Below are 19,452 nucleotides of genomic sequence, written 5' to 3'. Positions count from 1 at the left end.
GCGTGAAGGTTATACTCGCCGCATCCAGCTATCACCGCGTTTCACAAAGGTTGACTCAATGTCCATGCGTAACGATGCCAACGATGACTTCGACGATGTACCGAGCCTGCGCGCCGACAGCCTCGACGACGATGATTTTCCGGTCACCACGCGTACTTCCGTGCACTCACGGCCTGTGCCGGTAGTGCAGGCCAAAGGCCCGAGCACCGGGCCGTTGTGGGCATTGGTCGGGGCTTTGTTCTTTGCGTTCGCGGGCTTGGCCTGGTGGAGCTTTCAGCAGATTTCGCTGATGGAGCAGCAATTGGTGGCCACCCAGGAAAGCTTCGCCCGGATCAGTGAAGAAGCGGCGGGGCGCCTGCAGGATATTTCCGGCAAGGTGGTGGCCAGTCAGACCAACGTCACCAGCGACAGCGAAGCCCTGAAGCTGCAAATCAAACAGCTGGAAAGCAAGCTGCAGGATCAGAGTCAGCAACAACAAGGCGTCGCGGGCCAGACCTCGGATCTCGACAAGCGCCTGGCGCAGATGACGGCACAAACCACCGATCTGGATAAGCGCCTGGCGCAAATCAGCGCGCAGAGCACTGAGCACCAAACCGCCAATACGCAATTGCAGGCTCAGGTCAAAGTCTTGATCAGCGACGTGGCCGCGTTGAAGAGTGCTCCGGCAGACACGGAAAAATTCGATGCACAGCTGAAAAGCCTCGGTGCCGACATCACCGCATTGAAGAAACAAGGCAATCCGAGCGCCGCCATCGAGCGATTGGAGCAGGAGATCGTGGTGCTCAAAAGCGAACAGGACAATCGCCCGACGCCTGTCCAAGGCTCGACCAACACTGCCGAATTCGATGCGTTCCGCAGCCAGGTCACTCGCAATATCAATACCCTTCAGGCGCAGATCCAGAATCTGCAGCAGCAACTGCGCGCCCGCCAGTAATAGACCTGCGCATGAACACTTGTGGCGAGGGAGCTTGCTCCCGCCGGGTGGCAAAGCCGCCCCAATCCGTTCACTACGGATCCTGAATATTCGTACATGGCCCCAACCCGTCTACGCTCTTGAAACACGATCAAGATCGAGGGATGCGCAATGGGGTTTCTGCACAAATTGGCCTTGCTGGGCAGCATGCTTTTGCTGTGCCTGGGCCAGGTTCAAGCCGCCAACACCGAAAAATCTGACAGTCAGGCCGCCATCGCCTTACTGGAAAAAGCCCTGGCCTATTACCACGAGAATGGCGACAAGGCCTTCGCGGCGTTCAGCCGACAGGGCGAATTTGTCGACAAGGACCGTTATGTCTTTGTACTGGATACCAAGGGCGTGATGCTTGCCAGCGGCGGGCCATCCTCGGCGCTGATCGGCCGGGATGTATCGGAAACCCTCGGGCCGGATTTGCAGAAAACCTTCAAGGACGCCCTGAAAGTGCCGGAGGGCAACGGCATCCAGCAGGCGGAATACCGCTGGCAGAACTGGGCCGACGGCAAAATCGAACGCAAGCACGTCTACTACCAGCGTGTCGGCCAGCGGATTCTGGCGGTCGGGTATTACCTGCCACGGGCGTCAGCGGAACAGGCCATGGCACTGCTGAACAAAGCCGCGGCCGATCTGGCCAAAGACGAGAAGGGCACCCTGAGCGCCATCAATTCCCTCAAGGGCGGTTATTTGCAGGATGACCTGTATGTGTTTGTCGTCGACCTGAATACCCGGCGTTACGTCGCCCACGGCACCAACCTGCGCTTGATCAACACCGATTTCAGCAAGATCAGCGACCCTGAAGGCAAGCCGGTGGGCGAGCCGATGCTGGCGCTCATGGCCGGGCAGGATTACGGCGAATACGACTATCGCTGGAAAAATCCGGTCACTGGCAAGGTCGAGGACAAGCATGCCTACCTGAAGAAAGTCGGGCATTTCCTGGTGGCTGTGGGGTATTACAGCCCTTGAAAGATGTTGTGTCTGTCATGACGTCATCGTCGGAACGCCGCCCGGAGCTTGCTCGCGATAGCGGGCGACTCGGTTCATCTACCGAACCTTGTCTTCCCGCCCCCGCAACAGCATGTTCGGCATGGCAATCGCCGCCGCCAGCCCCAGCAGCGACACCCCGGCACTGACCATCAATAGATGCCGGAAAGTGAGCAGCAGTTCGGCCCGCAGAGCGTTTTGTGTATCCCCCGCTGCAGCGTTCAAACCGTCCAGCAGCACATTCCCCGAATGCCCTTCGGCAATCAGCGATGAGCCGGCCAGGTGCGCGAAACTCGAATCCTGCAGCAACGCCAGCAGCAGCGCCGACATCACAGAAACGCCCACCGCGCCGCCCAGCGACCGGAAGAGGTTGGTGGTGCTGGTGGCGACGCCTATGTCACGTTGTTCCACTGAGTTCTGTGTGCCCACCAGTGAGGTCGGGAACTGCATGCCCCCGGCGATGCCGCTGAGCAACATGAACAGGCTGCTTAGCACAATCGCCTGGGGTGGGCTGAAGGCCATGCCGAGAATCGAGATTGGCATCAGCACGGCGCCTGTCAGGATCATCGGTTTGTAGCGTCCGGTCACAGACGTACGGCGGCCGGCGAAATAGGCACCGATCGGCATACCCATGGCCAGCGGCAGCAGATGCAGGGCTGCGCTGTCGGCCCCGGCCCCGGTCACGCTCTGAAAGCGCAGCGGCATCAGCACGATCAGCGAGATCGCCTGGAAACTGGTGAAGAAAATCGTGCACCAGCACAGAACCGCATTGCGATTGGCGAACAGATGCATGGGCAGCAACGGTTCCTGTGCCCGTCGTTCACAGGTCACGAACAAGCCCAGCACGAACACGGCGCAACCGAGCAGGGCCAGCACTTCGACGCTGCGCCATGAATGTCCCTGGCCAACCAGGGTTATGCCCAACAGCAACGCCGTCAGCCCGACGATCATCAGCAGGGTGCCGAGGTAATCGATGACCGGCTTGCGTTGCGGTATCGGCAAGCCCACCAGGGTGCGATTGGCCACCAGCCAGGCACCCAGGCCCAGCGGCAAATTGATCAGGAACACCCAGCGCCAGGACAGGTATTCAGTCATGTAGCCGCCCAGCACCGGACCGGCCACGCTGGCCACGGCGTACATGCTGCTGAAATAACCCTGATAACGACCGCGTTCCCGTGGCGGCACGATGTCGCCGATGATCGCCTGGCTGACCGAGATCATGCCGCCGGCACCGACGCCTTGAAAAATCCGCGCCAGCACCAGTTGTTCCATGCTCTGGGCCATGCCGCAGAACAACGACGCCAGGGTGAACAGGCCCATGCCGAACAGCATCAACTTGCGGCGCCCGTACAAGTCGCCGAGTTTGCCGTAGATCGGCACCGCGACCGTCATCGCTACCATGTACCCGGAAATCACCCAGGCCAGCAGACTGACGTCCTTGAATTGCGCGGAAATGGCCGGCATCGACACGGCGACGATGGTTTGGTCCAGGGCGCCGAGGAAAATGGCCAGCATCAGGGCGATCAATACGCTTCGGATAGCCGGCTTGGGCGTTTCAGGCTGTTTGAGATTGGTCACGAAGAAAACCTGCGGGCAGTGATAACCGCCAGTGGCAAGGCGAGCGGGGGGTGCTCGCCAGTTTAAATCGATAGCAGGCTATTCGATAGCCCTCGACTGCTGCGCCACGCCATGGAAGCCATCGAACCCGGCGACCTGACGAGCGGCCATCAGGTCGTGGATGACCTCGGTCTGGCCTTGGATCATCAGTTTTTTCCGCCAGTCAGGGCGTGCAGATCGATACGCACCTGACGTCCATCGAGGGCCTGTTCGAAGCCACCGTGGACCCATCCTTCGGCGTCCATGCGCTGACCCGCGCCGGCCTGGCGCAACAGCTCTACCATGCCTTTTTCAAGGACCCGGCGCGGATTCGCCCAAGCACATAGTCCGGGCTCTGACGTTCGAGAACGAGGGGATCGATGCCGGCGTTGTGCAGCCATTGACCGAGCAGCAGACCGGAAGGACCGGCGCCAATGATGGCAACTTGGGTTTCAGGGTTTTCATTGTTTTCATGACTCCCAAGCAGCACACGACCAGGGTCGCTGAGCGAGTTTTATGGATCGAGTGCTTGCATTTTTCACTTGCGAGTCTGTCAATTGAGGGTGAAAACTGAGCCGATATCTGTGCATTCTGCCAATCGGTGCGATTATCGTCCGTCATCTATTTCGAGGCCTGGATTGAAGTGATGAACAAGCCTGACCTGCCTTCGATTCCGGTGTTCAAGCTCTACGGTGAAAGCCTGAACTGGCCAACCCCGGACTTGCTGCACTGTGAAACCATTTCCAAACGCAGTCGCGAACATCAATGGGAAATCAAGCCCCATCGCCACCCGGATCTATGCCAGTTGCTCTTCGTGTTCAAAGGTCAGGCAGAGCTTGAAATCGAAGGCAAACATACGCAACTGAGCGAGCCGGCAATCCTGGTCCTGCCGCCGTTATCCGTGCATGGCTATCGTTTTTCCGAAGATGTCGAAGGGTTCGTCGTGACCCTGGCCGCGCCGTTGATCGCCCACCTGCAGGCGCAACTGGGGCATTCGGGGAATGCGCTGGCCCAGGCCGAGAGCTACTCGGCGGGTGAAAACAGCGAGTACCTCAACAGCTTGTTTTCGGCCTTGCAAGCCGAATACACGGGGCACCAACCGGCGCGGGAAATGCTGATGCATTCGCTGGTCAGCGTGATCATGGTATGGGTCAGCCGTCAGGTGATTCAGCGTCGTTCAGCCTCGCAGCGGCCGCAACGTGCGCGGGAGTACCTCAACGGGTTCATCCAACTGGTGGAAGAGACTTATCGCCAGCATGTCAAAGTCGAGGATCTGGCCCATCGGCTGGGGATTTCCGTGTCCCACCTCAATGGCACCTGTCGGGAGCTGGCCGGTCAGCCGGCGTTGCAGATCATGCACGAACGCCAATTGCTGGAGGCCAAGCGCTTGCTGACCTACACCAGCATGACCATTTACGAAATGTCCGACGTGTTGGGGTTCTCGGATCCGACCAACTTCACACGCCTGTTCCGACGCAGGGTGGGGATCTCGGCCAAGGCCTTCCGCGACCGCTTGAAGGCCGATCAGGGCAATGAAGCCTGATCCCCTCTGTTAACGGAGGGCATTGAGGGTCGCGTTGTGTGGAATGCAGCGTTCGAAGTTGCAACTGGCGTATTCACGGGGCAGGTTGCGTAACTGCTCGACCCGCCAGGCCGCAGCGCCATAGAGCCCGAGCGTGACCGCGCAGGTGATGAAAATGGCGAGGTATCTTCTTGTTCTGATGTTCATGGCGTTGACCTCTGAACGAATACCTTCCGGTATTACTTTGAGCATAGGTCAGTGCCAGTGAGTTGCCAGTGATGCCACGAACGTTGAGGGCCCCTGTGGGAACGGAGGTTACAGGCCAATATCCCACACCGGTTCTTCGGGGAACCTCACCACCAGAAAATCCAGCAGGCTGCGCAATGCCGCCGGCATGTGCTTGCGCGAAGCGTACACCGCGTACACGTTCATCTGTCGCGGTTCGGCCCTTGGCAACAGGCGGACCAGCTCGCCGCTGTGGATGTGCACGCCCGCCTGATAAGTCGGCAGCATCGCCACTCCGGCACCGGCCATCGCCGCGCGCATGAGTGTGCTGGCTTCGTTGGCGCTGATGTTGCCCTGCACGGGCACCGAGACGTCTTCGCCCTCCTGCTCGAAATGCCACAGGCTTTTGCCGACGTAGGAATGGGTCAGGCAATTGTGCTGGCTCAAGTCCTCGACCCGTTGCGGCGCCGGGTGCTCGCGCAGGTAAGCAGGAGAGGCGCAGATCACCGAGCGGCAGACGGTCAGTCGGCGGGCGATCAAATTGGGGTCCAGGTCATTGCTGGTGCGAATCGCCAGATCGATGCGCTCATCGACCAGGTTCACCGTGCGATCAAGCATCTGCATGTCGATGCTCACGCCGGGGTAGCGCTTGACGTACGCCGCCATGGCATCGGCCAGTTGCGCCTGGCCGAATGAAGTACTGACGCTGACCCGCAGCAGGCCGCGCGGTGCTTCGTCCGGTTCGCTGACGGCGGCTTGCATGTCGCTGGACAAGTCGAGCATTTGCCGGCAGCGCGGCAGGATTTCGCTGCCGGCCGCGGTCAGGCTCAACTTGCGTGTGGTGCGGTGCATCAAGCGCGCGCCGACCCAGTCTTCCAGCTCGGCCAGATACCGGGAAACCACCGGCCGGGAAAGCTCCAGATGATCGGCGGCGGCCGACTGGCTACCGAGGTCGACCACCGTAACGAACACCCGCATTGCTTGTAGACGATCCATGATTTGCCCGATTTCAGAAACAAACTATGTTCCAGCATCGCATTTTTTGTACTGAACCAGGCAACTAAGCTCTGTTCCCTGTAGGAGCGAGCTTGCTCGCCCCTGCAAGGGACCACCACAGCCATTGGATACGGAGCAACAGATGATCGGTTTCACCACTCTCAAACGCGTTTTGCTGGCGACCACCGCTCTCGGTTTCGCCGCTCACGCCGCTGCGTCGACATTGACCCTGGATGTCTACAACCCCGGAGAAAAGGCCATTTTTCCGGTGACATCGGTACTGGTCAGCGGTGAGAAAGAGGCCATTCTGGTGGACGCCCAATTCGGCAAGTCCCAGGCCGAACAGGTGGTGGAAAAAATCCGCGCCAGCGGCAAGCAACTGACCACCATCTACATCAGTCACGGCGACCCGGACTATTACTTCGGCCTCGACACCCTGACGGCTGCATTCCCCAACGCCAAGGTGCTCGCTTCCCGGCCGACCGTTGATCACATCAAGCACACCGTCGACGGCAAACTGGCGTTCTGGGGGCCGAAAATGGGCGCCGACGTACCGGCTAAAACCATCGTGCCGGATGTGCTGAAGGGCGACAGCCTGATGCTCGAAGGGCAAAAACTGCAGGTGGTCGGTCTTGAGGGCAAGCAACCGGATCGCAGCTTCGTGTGGATTCCATCGATCAAGGCCGTGGTCGGTGGCGTGGTCGTGGCAGAAAACATTCACCTGTGGATGGCTGACACCCAAACCCCGCAGTCCCATGCCGATTGGTTGACTACGCTGCACTCGATCGAAACCCTGAAACCGAAAACCGTCATCCCGGGACATTACCTCGGTGACAGCGCCCGCTCCCTGGCGGCGGTGCAATTCACCGCCGATTACATCAAGGCCTTCGACGTGGAAACCGCCAGGGCCAAGGATGCGGCCGCATTGATCGCCGCGATGAAAAAACGCTTCCCGACACTGGGTGACGAAAGCTCTCTGGAGCTGAGCGCCAAGGTCGCCAAGGGCGAAATGAAGTGGGGTGAATGAGTTTTTGTGATGACCGCCACATAAACATTTTTGTCGCTACAGATACACCTCAAGCCAACTGGAGAACGTCATGAGCAAAATCGCAATCATCGGTGCCACCGGTCGTGCCGGTAGCCAGCTGTTGGAAGAAGCCCTGCGCCGTGGTCACAGTGTCACCGCCATCGCCCGCGATACCTCGAAGATCGGCCAGCGTACCGGCGTGGTCAGCCAGAATGTCGATGCCCTCGACAGTGTTGCGTTGCAAGCCGCAGTGGCGGGTCATGACCTGGTGATCAGCGCCGCGCATTTCGCCACGCTGCCTGCCAGTGCCGTCATCGGACCGGTGAAAAAGGCCGGGGTCAATCGCCTGTTGGTGGTGGGCGGTGCCGGGTCTTTGTTGTTGCCGGATGGCACCCGGGTGATCGATAGCCAAGGCTTCCCGGCCGAGTACAAGGCAGAAGCCGGGGCGGGTGCCGAGTTCCTGGAAAACCTGCGTCAGGAACAGGGTCTGGACTGGACCTTTTTGTCGCCATCGGCAGAGTTTGTCGAAGGCGAACGCACAGGTAAATTCCGCATCGGCAAGGATAATCTGCTGGTGAGCAGCGAAGGGCGCAGCTGGATCACGTTCGCTGACTTTGCCATCGCAATGCTGGATGAAGTGGAAGCGCCGAAGCACATTCGCCAGCGGTTTACCGTCGGTTATTGAACTGACTGTCTCTGTGGGAGCGAGCAAGCTCACTCCCACAGGGGTATCACGCCAGGACTCCTGGCTTTCAGCGACTCTGCGCCTGCTCCACCAACCACCCCGTCAGCTCGCGTAATTTCGCCGAAGGTCCGGGTTTTTCGGGGGAGACCAGGTAATACGCCAAGCCTGTCTTTACGATCAGATCGAAAGGCATGACCAGCCGCCCGGCGCTCAGGTCATCGCCAATCAGCGACCAGTCGCCGATTGCTACACCGGTTCCCTGTGACGCCATCGACATCGCCAGGTCCAGCGTTTCGAAATGCTGACCCTTGCTCACATTGCTCAAGCGAACATCCGCCGAGGCCAGCCAGGCCTTCCAGTCCCGTTCATCCCGGGTCGGGTGCAGCAGCATGTGCTGTTCCAGATCCTTCGGCGTGTGCAACGGCACCGGGCCTTCGAGCAATGGCTTGGAGCACACCGGTGTCAGTCGTTCTTCGAACAGGCGTTGCGACACCAGCGAAGCCTCCGGCGGCGCGCCATACATCACGGCCGCGTCGAATTGCTCGCGATGGAAATCCACGCCGTGCTTGACCGTGGTGGTCAGTTCGACCGGCACGTCCGGGCGTTCTTTCTGCCACTGCAACAGCCGTGGCAACAGCCAGCGCATGACGCAGGTCGGGGCCTTGAGTCGCAGGGTTTCGCGCTTCTCGCCGATCTGCTCCACCGCTTCATCGATCAGGCCGAAAATCTGCCGGACACGTGGCAGCCATTCCCGTCCCTCGGCGGTGAGGTCGAGGCCTCGGGCCTGGCGGATGAACAGTTCATAACCCAGGTGATCCTCCAGCCCGGCAATCTGCCGGCTCACTGCGCCCTGAGTGATGTGCAGTTGCTCGGCGGCCCGGGTGAAGTTGCAGCACTGCGCGGTAATCAAAAATGTGTACAGCGCCGGCAGGGGAGGCAGTCGTTTCATTCGGATCCAAGGTATGACGTGAGGACATGGCTAGTATGATTTTTTATCCATTGTTGCGGCTATGTGTCGCCCGTTCCAATGAGGCCATCCCTGGACCTGCGAATCCATCATAAACACTGCGCAGGCCCGGCGTCTCAATCGAATAAAAAGGGCAATGACATGGCGACGTGTGGCGAAGTTCTGGTCAAGTTACTCGAAGGTTACGGGGTGGAGCAGGTGTTCGGCATCCCCGGGGTTCATACCGTGGAGCTGTATCGCGGGCTGGCCCGTTCGAGCATCAACCACGTCACGCCGCGTCACGAACAGGGCGCCGGTTTCATGGCCGACGGCTATGCCCGCACCCGCGGCAAACCGGGCGTGTGCTTCATCATCACCGGCCCCGGCATGACCAACATCACCACCGCGATGGGCCAGGCCTATGCCGACTCGATCCCGATGCTGGTGATCTCCAGTGTGCAATCGCGCAACCAGTTGGGCGGCGGTCGCGGCAAGCTGCATGAGCTGCCGAACCAGAGCGCCTTGTGCGGCGGTGTCGCGGCGTTCTCCCACACCCTGATGTCGGCCTCGGAATTGCCAGGTGTTCTGGCCCGGGCGTTTGCGCTGTTCCAGGCCGGCCGTCCGCGCCCGGTGCACATTGAAATTCCGCTGGATGTTCTGGTGGAAGACGCCGACGACCTGCTGGCCAGCGTCCCGGTGAACATCGACCGCGCCGGGGCCTCGCCGACTGCGGTGTCGCGCATGACCGAACTGCTGGCGGGCGCCAAGCGTCCGCTGATTCTCGCCGGCGGCGGCGCCATCGACGCCGCCGCCGAGCTGACTGAACTGGCTGAGCTGCTGGACGCGCCCGTCGCCCTGACCATTAATGCCAAGGGCATGCTGGAATCCGGTCACCCGCTGCTGATCGGTTCGACCCAAAGCCTGGTCGCCACTCGCGCGCTGGTCGCCGAGGCCGACGTGGTGTTGGCGATCGGAACTGAATTGGCCGAGACCGACTACGACGTTACCTTCGCCGGTGGCTTCGACATTCCCGGCAAGCTGCTGCGTGTTGACATTGACCCGGACCAGACCGTGCGCAACTATCCGCCGCACATGGCCCTTGTGTCCGACTCGCGCAACGCCGCGCAAGCCCTGTTGAGCGCGCTGTCGCACAAGTCCCTGGCCGAGCGCCGCAACGATTGGGGCCAGGTGCGTGCCGCCCGCCTGCGCGAAGAACTGGCGGCCTCCTGGGATGCGCCGACCCTGGCCCAGACCCGTTTCCTCGAAACCGTTTTGCACGAATTGCCGAACGCGGTGTTCGTCGGCGATTCGACCCAACCGGTGTACACCGGCAACCTGACGTTCAACCCGCAGCGCCCGCGTCGCTGGTTCAACTCGTCCACCGGCTACGGCACCCTCGGTTACGCCTTGCCGGCGGCGATTGGCGCCTGGTTGGGCGGCAGTATCGAAGGTGGCGCACGTCCGCCGGTGGTGTGCCTGATCGGTGACGGTGGCCTGCAATTCACCCTGCCGGAACTGGCCAGCGCCGTTGAAGCGCGCACGCCGGTAATCGTGCTGCTGTGGAATAACCAGGGCTACGAAGAGATCAAGAAATACATGGTCAACCGCGCCATCGAGCCGGTCGGCGTGGACATCTACACCCCGGACTTCATCGCGGTGGCCAAGGCCCTGGGCTGTGCCGCCGAAGCAGTCAGCGGCGTCGAGCAACTGCGTGGCGCCTTGCGCGCAGCCTCGGACCGCCAAGGCCCGACCCTGATCGAAATCGATCAGACGGCCTGGACCAAGGCGGTGTCGAAATGAGCGCGGCCTTGACCTTACCCACCACGTTGGACGGCCTGTTCATCGACGGCCAATGGTCCGCCAGCAGCGAACACCTGCGGGTGATCAACCCGGCAACCGAAGCCCTGTTGACCACGGTGAAGGGCGGTGACGAGCGCGCTGTCGAACAAGCCGTCAGCGCCGCGACCAGGGCTTTCGCCGATTGGTCGAAAACCACCGGTGCCGAGCGCGGCGCGATCCTGCGCAAAATCGCCGCCGGCGTGCAGGCCGGTCGTGAGCACTTGATGCATTTGCAGTCCCTCAACAACGGCAAGCCACAATTCGAAGCGGCCATCGACGTCGATGACGTGATCGCCACGTTCGAGTATTACGCCGGTCTGGCCGAAGGCCTCGACGCAAAACAGGACAGCGCCGTTGAACTGCCGAGCGAAGATTTCCGCGCTCGTCTGCGCCGCGAACCTTGCGGCGTGGTCGGGCTGATCGTGCCGTGGAATTTCCCGATGGTCACCACGGCCTGGAAACTGGCGCCGGCCCTGGCTGCCGGTTGCTGCGTGGTGCTCAAGCCTTCGGAAGTGACGCCGTTGCCGGAGCTGGAACTGGCGGCAATCATTGCCGAAGCCGGCTTGCCCGACGGTGTGTTCAACCTGGTGTGCGGCACGGGGCTGGCGGTTGGCGCGCCGCTGTCGGCGGACCCGCGCATCGCCAAGGTGTCGTTCACCGGCAGTAACGCGGTAGGCGTACAGGTCATGCAACGCGCGGCAGAAACCGTCAAAGGCGTGAGCCTGGAACTGGGCGGCAAATCCTCGTTGCTGGTGCTGGCCGATGCCGATATCGACCTGGCCGTGGAAGTCGCCTGTGGCGGCGGTTTCTTCAACGCCGGGCAAATGTGCTCGGCCACCAGCCGCGTGCTGGTCGCCGACGAACTGGCCGATGAATTCCTGATTCGATTGAAGAGCCGTGCCGAAGCGATTCGCGTGGCAGACCCGTTCGATCCGAACGTGGAAATGGGCGCGCTGGTCAATCAAGCGCAATACCAGCGCGTGCTCGGCCACATCGACCGCGGTTTGAGTACCGGTGCCAAGCTGATTTGCGGCGGCAATCGCCCGGCGGATCTGCCGCGCGGATATTTTTTGCAGCCGACCATCTTCACCGAAGTGCCCCTCGACAGTGCGCTGTGGTGTGAAGAGATATTCGGCCCGGTGATTTGCGTGCGCAGCTTTGCCAGCGAAGCCGAAGCGATTGCCCTGGCCAATGACAGTCAGTTCGGTCTGGTCGCCAGCGTGGTGACGCGCAATGCCGAGACGGCGGATCGCGTCGCCAACGCTTTGCAAGCGGGGCTTGTGTGGATCAACGCGCCACAGGTGATCTTCCCGCAGACCGCCTGGGGTGGCTACAAACAGAGCAGCATCGGTCGTGAATTGGGCCCGTGGGGCTTGCAGGCTTTCCAGGAAATCAAGCACGTGATTCGAGCCGTCTGACCCCCTCCTTGTAGGAGCGAGCCTGCTCGCGATGGACGCAAGGACGACATGGGCTGTCTGACGCCCCGCGTTATCGTTGACGTCCATCGCGAGCAGGCTCGCTCTTACGGGGAGGCATGTGCTGGCGTCATGGCTTCAATGAGTTTTTATCGATAGTCAGCGGTTTTACACAACCTCAGGATGAACTCACTGGTTCAACCAACCCCCCGAAAATAGAGGGGAAAGCGCTGATCCAGTCGCGCGGATGCAACAGCTTCGACCTGCCTTATACCTAAAAAAACAAAGGGAGTCCGTAATGGGCGAGCATGATCTGAACAGACGTCAATTCATCAAGACTGTGGGCGTAGCCTCGGTTGCTGCGGCGGCCATGAGCCTGCCGTTCGTCAAGGCCAATGCCAGTGATACCCGTTTCCAGGGCAAGACCCTGCGTCTGTTGACCTGGTCCGACGACACAGGCCTGGCTGCACTGCGCAACATCGCCGCGACGTTCGAGGACAAATACGGCGTCAAGGTCATCGCTGACCGCACCGGCAGTACCTCGGAAATGGTCGCCAAACTCAAGGCCGGCGGTGATCGTCCGCAATACGACATCATCACCCTGGCAGGCGTCGGCGCCGAAGGTCTGGCCGCCGCCAACCTGCTGGAAAAACCCGACCTCAACCGCATTCCCAACATTGTCGATGTGCCGGAAAAGTATCGCACCGGCGCCAATGGCCACGGTATCGGTTACCTGCTCTGGTGCAATAGCCTGGTCTACAGCACTCGCACGCAGAAGGAAGCTCCGGACAGCTACGCCGCCCTGTGGGATGCCGAGCTGGCACCGAACATCTTCTTGCCGCCGCCGAACTGGACCGAGGCCATGGACCTGATCATCATCGCCGCCAAACTGGCCGGTGGTGACGAACACAACATCGAGCCGGGCTTCAAGAAACTCGCCGAGCTCAAGGATCGCGTGGTGACCCTGGGTGAAAACCCGAACCAGATCGCCGAACTGTTCCGCACCGGTTCGCTGGACATGGGTGGCCTGTATGCGCCGGCGTTTTTCCCGAAACAGATCCGCGATCCGAACTACGGCCTGAGTGCAACCTTCGGCATGAAAGAAGGTTTCTACACCGACTTGATGCAATCGGTAATGCCGAAAAACCGTCCGGGCGACACCGACCTGGCTTACGCCTTCATCAACCACTCTCTGGACCCGCTGGTACAGGGCAAGATGGCCGAAGACATCTACAACGGCCCGGTCAACGCCAAGGCGATCATCTCCGCCGAAGCGCGCAAGAGCCCGTACATCCTCACCCCAGAGCAGATTGCCGAGAAGGCGATCATGCACGACAACGCCTTCCTGGCCACCGTGCATGACCAATGGATTCGTCGTTACACGGAAATCTTTTCTTCCTGATCTGTAGGAGCAAGCTTGCTCCGGGCGGCGTTCCGACGATGGACGTTAACGATGACGAGGGCTGCCTGAAACTACGCGGCGCCTTCACGTCCTTCGCGAGCAAGCTCGCTCCTACAGGGGATCGGGGTTGATACCCCGCTTCCGTGTGCCACTGATCTTCCATTGACGAGACCTTTGCTATGGAACACCAACCTCTGACCCATCCGGTGAGTGCCGCTCCCGCGCGCACTGATCGGGGTGTTTCGCCGACGACGCGCGCCTGGCTGTTTCTTTCGCCGTCGATGCTGTTTCTGGGCGTACTGATTGCCGCCAGCCTGTTGGTCCTGCGCATGAGCGTGGGCACCAAGGGCGCGGAATGGAGCGGGTTCAGCCTGGCCAGCTACGCGCAATTGCTGGAACCCTACTACCTCAAATCCCTGCTGCTGACCCTGCGCCTGGCGCTGATCAGCGCAGTGATCGCGGTCGTGCTGGCGATCCCGGTGGCTTACACCATGTCGCGCCTGACCTCGCCGTTCGTGCGCCGGATTTTCCTCGCGGCGGTGCTGCTGCCCTTGCTGGTCAACCTGCTGCTGCAAAGCTACGGCTGGCTGGTCATTCTCGGCCCGGGCGGGATGCTCAACCAGACGTTGATGGGCCTGGGCCTGATCAAGCGTCCGATCATGCTGCTCTACAACCAGAACGGCGTGTTGATGGGCCTGGTGCAAACCGCCTTCCCGCTGGCCGTGCTGCCGATCGCCAGCGCCATGCGCGGCGTTGCGCGCAGTTACGAAGAGGCCGCCGCCACCCTGGGCGCCAGTCGTTTTCAAGTGTTCCGCCAAGTGGTGTTGCCGATGAGCCTGCCGGGGATCATCACCGGTGCCACCCTGGTGTTCGCCTATAACGCCAGCAGCTTCGTGGTGCCGCTGCTGCTCGGTGGCCGTCGCGTGCCGATGCTGGCGGTGATGGTGCATGACCAGATCGCGCCGCTGATGAACTGGCCCGCCGCGTCCGCTGCCGGTGTGGTGCTGATTGTCACCACGCTCGCCATCATGACGTTGTCCGAATACATCACTGGCCGTCGTCGGCGCAGACTGGAGGCTTCGCAATGAGTACCCTGATCAAAAAGCGCCAGTCGCTGTTGCCGGGAGAAACCGGCAAGTTCGCAGGCATACTGTCCGGCTTCATCCTGTTGCTGGCGGTGTTGCCGATCCTGACCATGATCGTCATGTCCTTCAGTGGCGCGTCGAACCTCGACTTCCCGCCGAGCAGCTACAGCCTGCAATGGTACAAGGCCGCCTGGCACACCTTCGTTTCGCCGGACGCCAGCGACGTGTTGAGCCTGGGCAAAGCCATGACCACCAGCCTCATGGTGTCGTGTCTGACCATGGTGTTCGCGACGCTGATCGCGGTGCCGGCGGCGTACGCACTGACCCGTTGCGAATTCCGCGGCAAAGCCGTGGCGCTGCAACTGATGTCGCTGCCGCTGGTGTTCCCGATGGTGGTGTTGGGCCTGGCGTTGCTGCTGGTGTTCGACAGCCTGCCGTTCCAGATGACCACCTCGCGCCTGGTGATTGCCCACGTGATCCTGGCGTTGCCGTTCGTGGTGAAGAACTGCACCGCCGCCATGCTCTCCATCGGCAGCGAAGTCGAAGAGGCTGCGCAAATGCTTGGCGCGTCACCGCTGCGGGCGATCGTCGATGTGGTGGTGCCGTTGATGAAGTCGGGGATTCTGGCGGGCATGCTGCTGGCGTTCATCGTCTCGTTCAACGAATTCACCGTGACCTATTTCCTCTACACCATCGACGTCATGACCGTGCCGATCTGGATGTACAGCCGCACCGTGTCTTCACTCGACCCAACCGTATTTTCGTTTGCCGTGCTGATCGTGCTGATCGACTTCGTCCTCATCTGGGCGCTGGAGAAGCTGGTTGGCGAAGGTGGCGTTTCGTTCTAGCTCCTGTCTGGAGGTGCCTGCGCTCGATCATGCTGCGTTAAAAGTCAGCTCAGAATGCTCATTGACTAAAGTCAACTCCGCTTCTTCGCAGACTTTTGCCTTGCCTGATCATCGCTCGGCGACCTCCAGCCAGAACCCCTGATTTCTTGAGGTGATTTATGTCTGGTCTGATTCTGGAAAACGTCGAGAAACACTACGGCTCGGCCTGCGCGGTAAAAGATGTAAACCTGCATTTGCCCGAGGGCAAGCTGGTGTGTTTCCTCGGCCCTTCGGGTTGTGGCAAAACCACGCTGCTGCGGATGATCGCCGGTCTTGAAACCCTGACCGGCGGTGAGATTCGCCTGGACGGTGAAGACATCGGTCAAACCCCGGCGCACTTGCGCAATTTCGGCATGGTTTTCCAGTCCCTGGCCCTGTTCCCGCACATGACGGTGGGCGAGAACATTGCTTACCCGCTGAAACTGCGCGGGGTCAGCAAGGCTGACCAGCAGGCGCGAGTGGTGGAGTTGCTGGAATTGATCCAGCTGCAACAGATGATTGATCGCCCGGTGGCCAAACTCTCCGGCGGGCAGCGTCAGCGGGTGGCGATTGCCCGGGCGATTGCCAGTCACCCGAAGATCCTTTTGCTCGACGAACCGCTGTCGGCGCTGGATGCCAAGCTGCGCGAGTCGATGCAGGTGGAGATCCGTCAGCTGCAACAACGCCTGAACATCACCACCATCATGGTGACTCACGACCAGCGTGAGGCCATGACCATGGCGGATATTGTCGTCGTGCTGGGTGAGCACCGGGTGCAGCAGGTCGGTACGCCGATCGAAATCTACCGGCACCCGGCCAACGAATTCGTCGCGGACTTTATCGGTTCGGGCAATATCTTCCCGGCCACGGCGCTGGGCAATGGCAAGATCAGTCTGCCGGGCGGTGATGCGCTGCAAGTGCCGATCTGCAGCAGCATTGTGGTCGGTGAGAAAGTGAAGATGCTGATTCGCCCGGAAGACTTGCAACTGTCGGCGCCGCAGGCGACGGCGGGTAATCGGTTGTTGGGCAAGGTGACGTTCGTACGGGATATCGGCGCGACCATCGAAACCACGGTCGAATGTTCCGGGGTTACATTCACGGCGCTGAGCACGCCGTGTCAGGGCTTTGGCTTGAGCGTCGGGCACCCGGTGTCGGTGACCCTTCCTGCCGAGGCGTGCAGGGTATTGGGAGCCTGATCCGGATTGGATCTTGGCCTCTCTGGCCCCATCGCGAGCAAGCTGGCTCGCGATGGGGCCGGTACTGACTGCACAAATCCTGGCTAAACGCTCAACCGCAACCGCGCCAGATCCCGCAACGGCGGCGCGCCGAACAAACGGCTGTACTCGCGGCTGAACTGCGAAGGGCTTTCATACCCGACCCGATATCCCGCCGCTGAAGCTTCCAGCCCTTCGGCCAGCATCAAGCGTCGCGCTTCCTGCAATCGCAGTTGTTTCTGGTACTGCAGCGGGCTCATCGCCGTCATCGCCTTGAAACGATGATGCAGCGTCGACACGCTCAGGTTCACTTCCTTCGCCAGATCATCGATGCGCAGCGGCTGTTCATAGTTGCTGTTGAGCCATTTGATTGCCTGGCTGATGCGATGGCTCTGGCTGTTGGCGATGGCGATTTCGTACAACCGGTGGCCCTGTTTGCTGCGCAGCAACCGATAGAGAATTTCCCGGCGAATCAGTGGCGCGAGCATGGCAATGTCTTTCGGCGTGTCGAGCAACCGTGCCAGTCGCAGCACTGCATCGAGCATCGCGCTGTCGAGCCGTTCGACATACAGCCCGCGCCCGGTCGGCCGGGTGGGCACGCCAAGCGGACCCGCGTCGGCGATCAAGGCGGTGATTTCCGCCGGGTCGATGTCCAGCCGCAATGCCAGGATCGGTTCCTGCGACGTGACATTCACAACCCGGCCGCTCAGTGGCATCGAGACGGAGACGACCAGGTAATTGAGCGGGTCGTAATTGAAGAACTCATCGGCGAGCCGAACTTCCTTGCGCCCCTGGGCCATGATGCACAGTGCCGGTTGCGCCAGCACCGGGGCGAAGTCGTGGTTTTGGCTGTGGCGCGACATGAGCAGCGAATCGACAGCGGTGGCATAACTGCCATCTTCGGCGGTGTTGCGACGAATGATCGCCGCCAGTTCCGCGCGCTGTTTCTCCATGTCGGCGTCCAGCGGGGCTTGAAAGTGATCGAGCGACGACATGGGAGGCATCCTCGGCAAGGTTGGATTGAACGGGCAGAGCATAAGTTTGTGCAAGTCGCGGCGGTAGACACATCCTGCCGGATGCTTGCCTGATTCTGCATGGGCGTTGCTTTTTACCCCGACAAGACCGGACAGAGACGGCAAAACTTGCTTGAAACTCGCAGGGCAGAACCGTGACAGTGTTTTACACATTGTTACAGCCAATCCATGCACGCTCGCAGGATTGTGCAACGTCCCGGCAGAAATCGACTAACGAGCCATGCACGCCAACCCTTAACCTTTGATCCTGTCGCAGCCCGTCCCCCGGCTGCCACACGACTCCCTGGGAGGGTTGAACATGTCTAAGCAGATCCCCGTCAGTCATATGGCCTTTGTTCGAGCGCGCGCCGGACGTTCGCAGGAGCTGGGTGTGCGCTTGAGCGCATTGATTGAGCCGTCTCGCGCCGCGCCAGGCTGCCTGAGCTTTGCCTTGCAGCATTCGCAATGTGACCCCGAGTTGTGGCTGGTCTCCGGTTTCTGGACTAACCAACAGGCCATGACCGCGTACTTCAGCACCCCGGCCATGGAGATCTTCGCCGAGCTGGTGCAGGAACTGGTGGTCAATAGCCTGGATTTTCACACCTTCAGGGATGTGTCGGCGGCGCAGGCCCTCCGCCAGTCCGGGGCTGCGGTACACAAACTGGCTGGTTGAGGGTTTAATGGCACTATTCTCAACCAGACAGGATGCGCGACATGGCACGCAAAGCCTTTGAAACCTTCGAAGCAGTATCGGCGGTCGTTCCCCGTGAAGGCGGGTATTACGCCGCAATCGCCACTAAAGCCATCGGTGGCTCGGGGGCGCCTCGCTTCAATAAGCTGCTGGAAGAGCAGACGTTCAAGACCGCCAAAGAAGCGGACGAAGCGGCCGCTCTGCAGTTGACTCACCTCAAGGGTGTCAGCGAAGACGGCGCCCTGATCTGGTAACTACCTGACCGCCCCCGGGCGATACATCTTGAACAAGGCCTCAGGCCCCAACTGGAAGTAGTCCGCTGGTCCGCCGCCGCGCAGAATCGGCTCTGCCGCGGCGGTGTCGTACACACCGTCCTTCAACAGTCTCCTGGCGATATGCACGGCGACCACTTCGCCCAGAATCAGCCAGCTCGGCACCACATTCCCGTCTGCCCGCTGCAACTGAATGATCTGCGTGACCTTGCACTCGAAGGACACCGGGCTTTCGGCCACCCGTGGCACTGAAATGACGTTCGAGGCAACGGTGGTCAGCCCGGACAGCTCGAATTCATTCACCTCTGGGCCAACCATAGCGCAGCTCTGGTTCATCTGTTCGGCCAATGGCCGGGTCGCCAGGTTCCACGCGAACTCACCGGTCTGTTCGATGTTGTTCAGGCTGTCTTTGCGCCCGATGCTGGAAAAACCAATGATCGGCGGAATGTAATTGAAGGCCGTGAAAAAGCTGTAAGGCGCCAGATTCAAATGGCCATCGGCATCCTGGGAGGAAATCCAGCCAATAGGGCGTGGGCCGACGATTGCGTTGAACGGATCGTGGGGCAGGCCATGGCCGTTGGCAGGTTCGTAATAGTGGATATCGTCGGGCATCGGGTAAACCTGGGTTTTTCGAGAGAGGGTCATATTGCTGGCGACGATGACTAATTTCCAGTCAATCGCGAGAGTCGGGGTCTTCTATGGGGGAC

At 60.7% G+C, this 19,452-nt stretch carries 19 protein-coding genes and 1 pseudogene; 13 read left to right on the top strand and 7 right to left on the bottom strand.

The genetic code is table 11. The annotated features are described in order from the left end of the window. The first annotated feature begins 58 nt into the window (after nucleotides 1-58). Nucleotides 59-934, top strand: coding sequence for an ATPase (locus AC1Q6D_RS13055; RefSeq protein WP_103403923.1), 876 nt, complete (start codon nucleotides 59-61; stop codon nucleotides 932-934). A 150-nt stretch (nucleotides 935-1,084) separates the two neighbouring features. After that, nucleotides 1,085-1,933, top strand: a complete 849-nt coding sequence (locus tag AC1Q6D_RS13050) for a cache domain-containing protein (protein WP_103403924.1) — start codon at nucleotides 1,085-1,087, stop codon at nucleotides 1,931-1,933. Nucleotides 1,934-2,011: 78 nt separating this feature from the next. Here AC1Q6D_RS13050 and AC1Q6D_RS13045 read toward each other — a convergent pair whose 3' ends face one another. Both AC1Q6D_RS13045 and AC1Q6D_RS13040 read right to left on the bottom strand, forming a co-directional pair. Further along, nucleotides 2,012-3,529, bottom strand: coding sequence for an MDR family MFS transporter (locus tag AC1Q6D_RS13045; protein ID WP_103403925.1), 1,518 nt, complete (start codon nucleotides 3,527-3,529; stop codon nucleotides 2,012-2,014). A 138-nt stretch (nucleotides 3,530-3,667) separates the two neighbouring features. Further along, nucleotides 3,668-4,034: pseudogene (locus AC1Q6D_RS13040) on the bottom strand (FAD-dependent monooxygenase); the annotation flags it as partial. A gap of 159 nt (nucleotides 4,035-4,193) precedes the next feature. On the opposite strand from AC1Q6D_RS13040, the gene AC1Q6D_RS13035 reads away from it, so the two are divergent. After that, nucleotides 4,194-5,090, top strand: coding sequence for a helix-turn-helix domain-containing protein (locus tag AC1Q6D_RS13035; RefSeq protein WP_103403926.1), 897 nt, complete (start codon nucleotides 4,194-4,196; stop codon nucleotides 5,088-5,090). 9 nt (nucleotides 5,091-5,099) lie between these two features. On the opposite strand, the gene AC1Q6D_RS13030 is transcribed toward AC1Q6D_RS13035, so the two are convergent. Together AC1Q6D_RS13030 and AC1Q6D_RS13025 are read right to left on the bottom strand one after the other, a co-directional pair. Beyond that, nucleotides 5,100-5,321, bottom strand: coding sequence for a hypothetical protein (locus tag AC1Q6D_RS13030; protein WP_103403927.1), 222 nt, complete (start codon nucleotides 5,319-5,321; stop codon nucleotides 5,100-5,102). Nucleotides 5,322-5,384: 63 nt separating this feature from the next. Continuing rightward, nucleotides 5,385-6,290, bottom strand: a complete 906-nt coding sequence (locus tag AC1Q6D_RS13025; RefSeq protein ID WP_207291534.1) for a LysR family transcriptional regulator — start codon at nucleotides 6,288-6,290, stop codon at nucleotides 5,385-5,387. A gap of 142 nt (nucleotides 6,291-6,432) precedes the next feature. Here AC1Q6D_RS13025 and AC1Q6D_RS13020 point away from each other — a divergent pair, with 142 nt between their 5' ends. Further along, complete coding sequence (locus AC1Q6D_RS13020; protein WP_103403929.1) at nucleotides 6,433-7,317, top strand: MBL fold metallo-hydrolase; 885 nt, start codon at nucleotides 6,433-6,435, stop codon at nucleotides 7,315-7,317. Nucleotides 7,318-7,387: 70 nt separating this feature from the next. Continuing rightward, nucleotides 7,388-8,002: an NAD(P)-dependent oxidoreductase gene (locus tag AC1Q6D_RS13015; RefSeq protein WP_103403930.1), complete on the top strand. Its 615-nt coding sequence runs from the start codon at nucleotides 7,388-7,390 to the stop codon at nucleotides 8,000-8,002. Between the two features lie 67 nt (nucleotides 8,003-8,069). Here AC1Q6D_RS13015 and AC1Q6D_RS13010 read toward each other — a convergent pair whose 3' ends face one another. After that, nucleotides 8,070-8,951, bottom strand: a complete 882-nt coding sequence (locus tag AC1Q6D_RS13010; RefSeq protein WP_047532602.1) for a LysR substrate-binding domain-containing protein — start codon at nucleotides 8,949-8,951, stop codon at nucleotides 8,070-8,072. Nucleotides 8,952-9,110: 159 nt separating this feature from the next. On the opposite strand from AC1Q6D_RS13010, the gene AC1Q6D_RS13005 reads away from it, so the two are divergent. From AC1Q6D_RS13005 to AC1Q6D_RS12980, 6 genes are all read left to right on the top strand, one after another. Next, nucleotides 9,111-10,748 carry a 5-guanidino-2-oxopentanoate decarboxylase gene (locus tag AC1Q6D_RS13005; protein WP_492618470.1) on the top strand — a complete coding sequence of 546 codons (1,638 nt, stop codon included), beginning with the start codon at nucleotides 9,111-9,113 and terminating at the stop codon, nucleotides 10,746-10,748. A gap of 8 nt (nucleotides 10,749-10,756) precedes the next feature. After that, nucleotides 10,757-12,205: an aldehyde dehydrogenase family protein gene (locus tag AC1Q6D_RS13000; protein WP_103403972.1), complete on the top strand. Its 1,449-nt coding sequence runs from the start codon at nucleotides 10,757-10,759 to the stop codon at nucleotides 12,203-12,205. A gap of 295 nt (nucleotides 12,206-12,500) precedes the next feature. Beyond that, nucleotides 12,501-13,604, top strand: a complete 1,104-nt coding sequence (locus tag AC1Q6D_RS12995; protein ID WP_103403932.1) for an extracellular solute-binding protein — start codon at nucleotides 12,501-12,503, stop codon at nucleotides 13,602-13,604. A 179-nt stretch (nucleotides 13,605-13,783) separates the two neighbouring features. Further along, nucleotides 13,784-14,692 (top strand): ABC transporter permease, encoded by a 909-nt coding sequence (locus AC1Q6D_RS12990; RefSeq protein ID WP_103403933.1) that lies wholly within the window; start codon nucleotides 13,784-13,786, stop codon nucleotides 14,690-14,692. Beyond that, on the top strand, nucleotides 14,689-15,537 hold the full coding sequence (locus tag AC1Q6D_RS12985; RefSeq protein ID WP_103403934.1) for an ABC transporter permease: 849 nt from the start codon (nucleotides 14,689-14,691) through the stop codon (nucleotides 15,535-15,537). The genes AC1Q6D_RS12990 and AC1Q6D_RS12985 overlap by 4 nt, the downstream gene beginning before the upstream one ends. A 158-nt stretch (nucleotides 15,538-15,695) precedes the next feature. Further along, a complete protein-coding gene (locus AC1Q6D_RS12980; protein WP_047532591.1) occupies nucleotides 15,696-16,751 on the top strand; it encodes an ABC transporter ATP-binding protein in 1,056 nt (351 codons plus the stop codon). Nucleotides 16,752-16,834: 83 nt separating this feature from the next. Here AC1Q6D_RS12980 and AC1Q6D_RS12975 read toward each other — a convergent pair whose 3' ends face one another. Then, on the bottom strand, nucleotides 16,835-17,764 hold the full coding sequence (locus AC1Q6D_RS12975) for an AraC family transcriptional regulator (protein ID WP_047532588.1): 930 nt from the start codon (nucleotides 17,762-17,764) through the stop codon (nucleotides 16,835-16,837). A gap of 337 nt (nucleotides 17,765-18,101) precedes the next feature. Here AC1Q6D_RS12975 and AC1Q6D_RS12970 point away from each other — a divergent pair, with 337 nt between their 5' ends. Continuing rightward, nucleotides 18,102-18,455, top strand: a complete 354-nt coding sequence (locus tag AC1Q6D_RS12970; protein WP_103403935.1) for a putative quinol monooxygenase — start codon at nucleotides 18,102-18,104, stop codon at nucleotides 18,453-18,455. A 41-nt stretch (nucleotides 18,456-18,496) separates the two neighbouring features. Beyond that, nucleotides 18,497-18,727: a hypothetical protein gene (locus tag AC1Q6D_RS12965; protein ID WP_103403936.1), complete on the top strand. Its 231-nt coding sequence runs from the start codon at nucleotides 18,497-18,499 to the stop codon at nucleotides 18,725-18,727. Here the strand turns inward: AC1Q6D_RS12965 and AC1Q6D_RS12960 are convergent, their stop codons facing one another. Continuing rightward, nucleotides 18,728-19,357: a flavin reductase family protein gene (locus AC1Q6D_RS12960; protein WP_103403937.1), complete on the bottom strand. Its 630-nt coding sequence runs from the start codon at nucleotides 19,355-19,357 to the stop codon at nucleotides 18,728-18,730. Nucleotides 19,358-19,452: the final 95 nt, after the last annotated feature.

It is taken from the genome of Pseudomonas sp. MT92, from assembly GCF_058792515.1.
The sequence above is the reverse complement of the archived record's forward strand: the minus strand, read 5'-3'. Positions and strand labels throughout refer to the sequence as shown.

Excerpts from the sequence above, each read along its gene's own strand:
- AC1Q6D_RS13055 (WP_103403923.1), top strand. The coding sequence starts at position 59 with ATGTCCATGCGTAACGATGCCAACGATGACTTCGACGATGTACCGAGC.
- AC1Q6D_RS13050 (WP_103403924.1), top strand. The coding sequence starts at position 1,085 with ATGGGGTTTCTGCACAAATTGGCCTTGCTGGGCAGCATGCTTTTGCTG.
- AC1Q6D_RS13035 (WP_103403926.1), top strand. The coding sequence starts at position 4,194 with ATGAACAAGCCTGACCTGCCTTCGATTCCGGTGTTCAAGCTCTACGGT.
- AC1Q6D_RS13030 (WP_103403927.1), bottom strand. The coding sequence starts at position 5,321 with ATGCTCAAAGTAATACCGGAAGGTATTCGTTCAGAGGTCAACGCCATG.
- AC1Q6D_RS13025 (WP_207291534.1), bottom strand. The coding sequence starts at position 6,290 with ATGGATCGTCTACAAGCAATGCGGGTGTTCGTTACGGTGGTCGACCTC.
- AC1Q6D_RS13020 (WP_103403929.1), top strand. The coding sequence starts at position 6,433 with ATGATCGGTTTCACCACTCTCAAACGCGTTTTGCTGGCGACCACCGCT.
- AC1Q6D_RS13015 (WP_103403930.1), top strand. The coding sequence starts at position 7,388 with ATGAGCAAAATCGCAATCATCGGTGCCACCGGTCGTGCCGGTAGCCAG.
- AC1Q6D_RS13010 (WP_047532602.1), bottom strand. The coding sequence starts at position 8,951 with ATGAAACGACTGCCTCCCCTGCCGGCGCTGTACACATTTTTGATTACC.
- AC1Q6D_RS13005 (WP_492618470.1), top strand. The coding sequence starts at position 9,111 with ATGGCGACGTGTGGCGAAGTTCTGGTCAAGTTACTCGAAGGTTACGGG.
- AC1Q6D_RS12995 (WP_103403932.1), top strand. The coding sequence starts at position 12,501 with ATGGGCGAGCATGATCTGAACAGACGTCAATTCATCAAGACTGTGGGC.
- AC1Q6D_RS12990 (WP_103403933.1), top strand. The coding sequence starts at position 13,784 with ATGGAACACCAACCTCTGACCCATCCGGTGAGTGCCGCTCCCGCGCGC.
- AC1Q6D_RS12985 (WP_103403934.1), top strand. The coding sequence starts at position 14,689 with ATGAGTACCCTGATCAAAAAGCGCCAGTCGCTGTTGCCGGGAGAAACC.
- AC1Q6D_RS12980 (WP_047532591.1), top strand. The coding sequence starts at position 15,696 with ATGTCTGGTCTGATTCTGGAAAACGTCGAGAAACACTACGGCTCGGCC.
- AC1Q6D_RS12975 (WP_047532588.1), bottom strand. The coding sequence starts at position 17,764 with ATGTCGTCGCTCGATCACTTTCAAGCCCCGCTGGACGCCGACATGGAG.
- AC1Q6D_RS12970 (WP_103403935.1), top strand. The coding sequence starts at position 18,102 with ATGTCTAAGCAGATCCCCGTCAGTCATATGGCCTTTGTTCGAGCGCGC.
- AC1Q6D_RS12965 (WP_103403936.1), top strand. The coding sequence starts at position 18,497 with ATGGCACGCAAAGCCTTTGAAACCTTCGAAGCAGTATCGGCGGTCGTT.
- AC1Q6D_RS12960 (WP_103403937.1), bottom strand. The coding sequence starts at position 19,357 with ATGCCCGACGATATCCACTATTACGAACCTGCCAACGGCCATGGCCTG.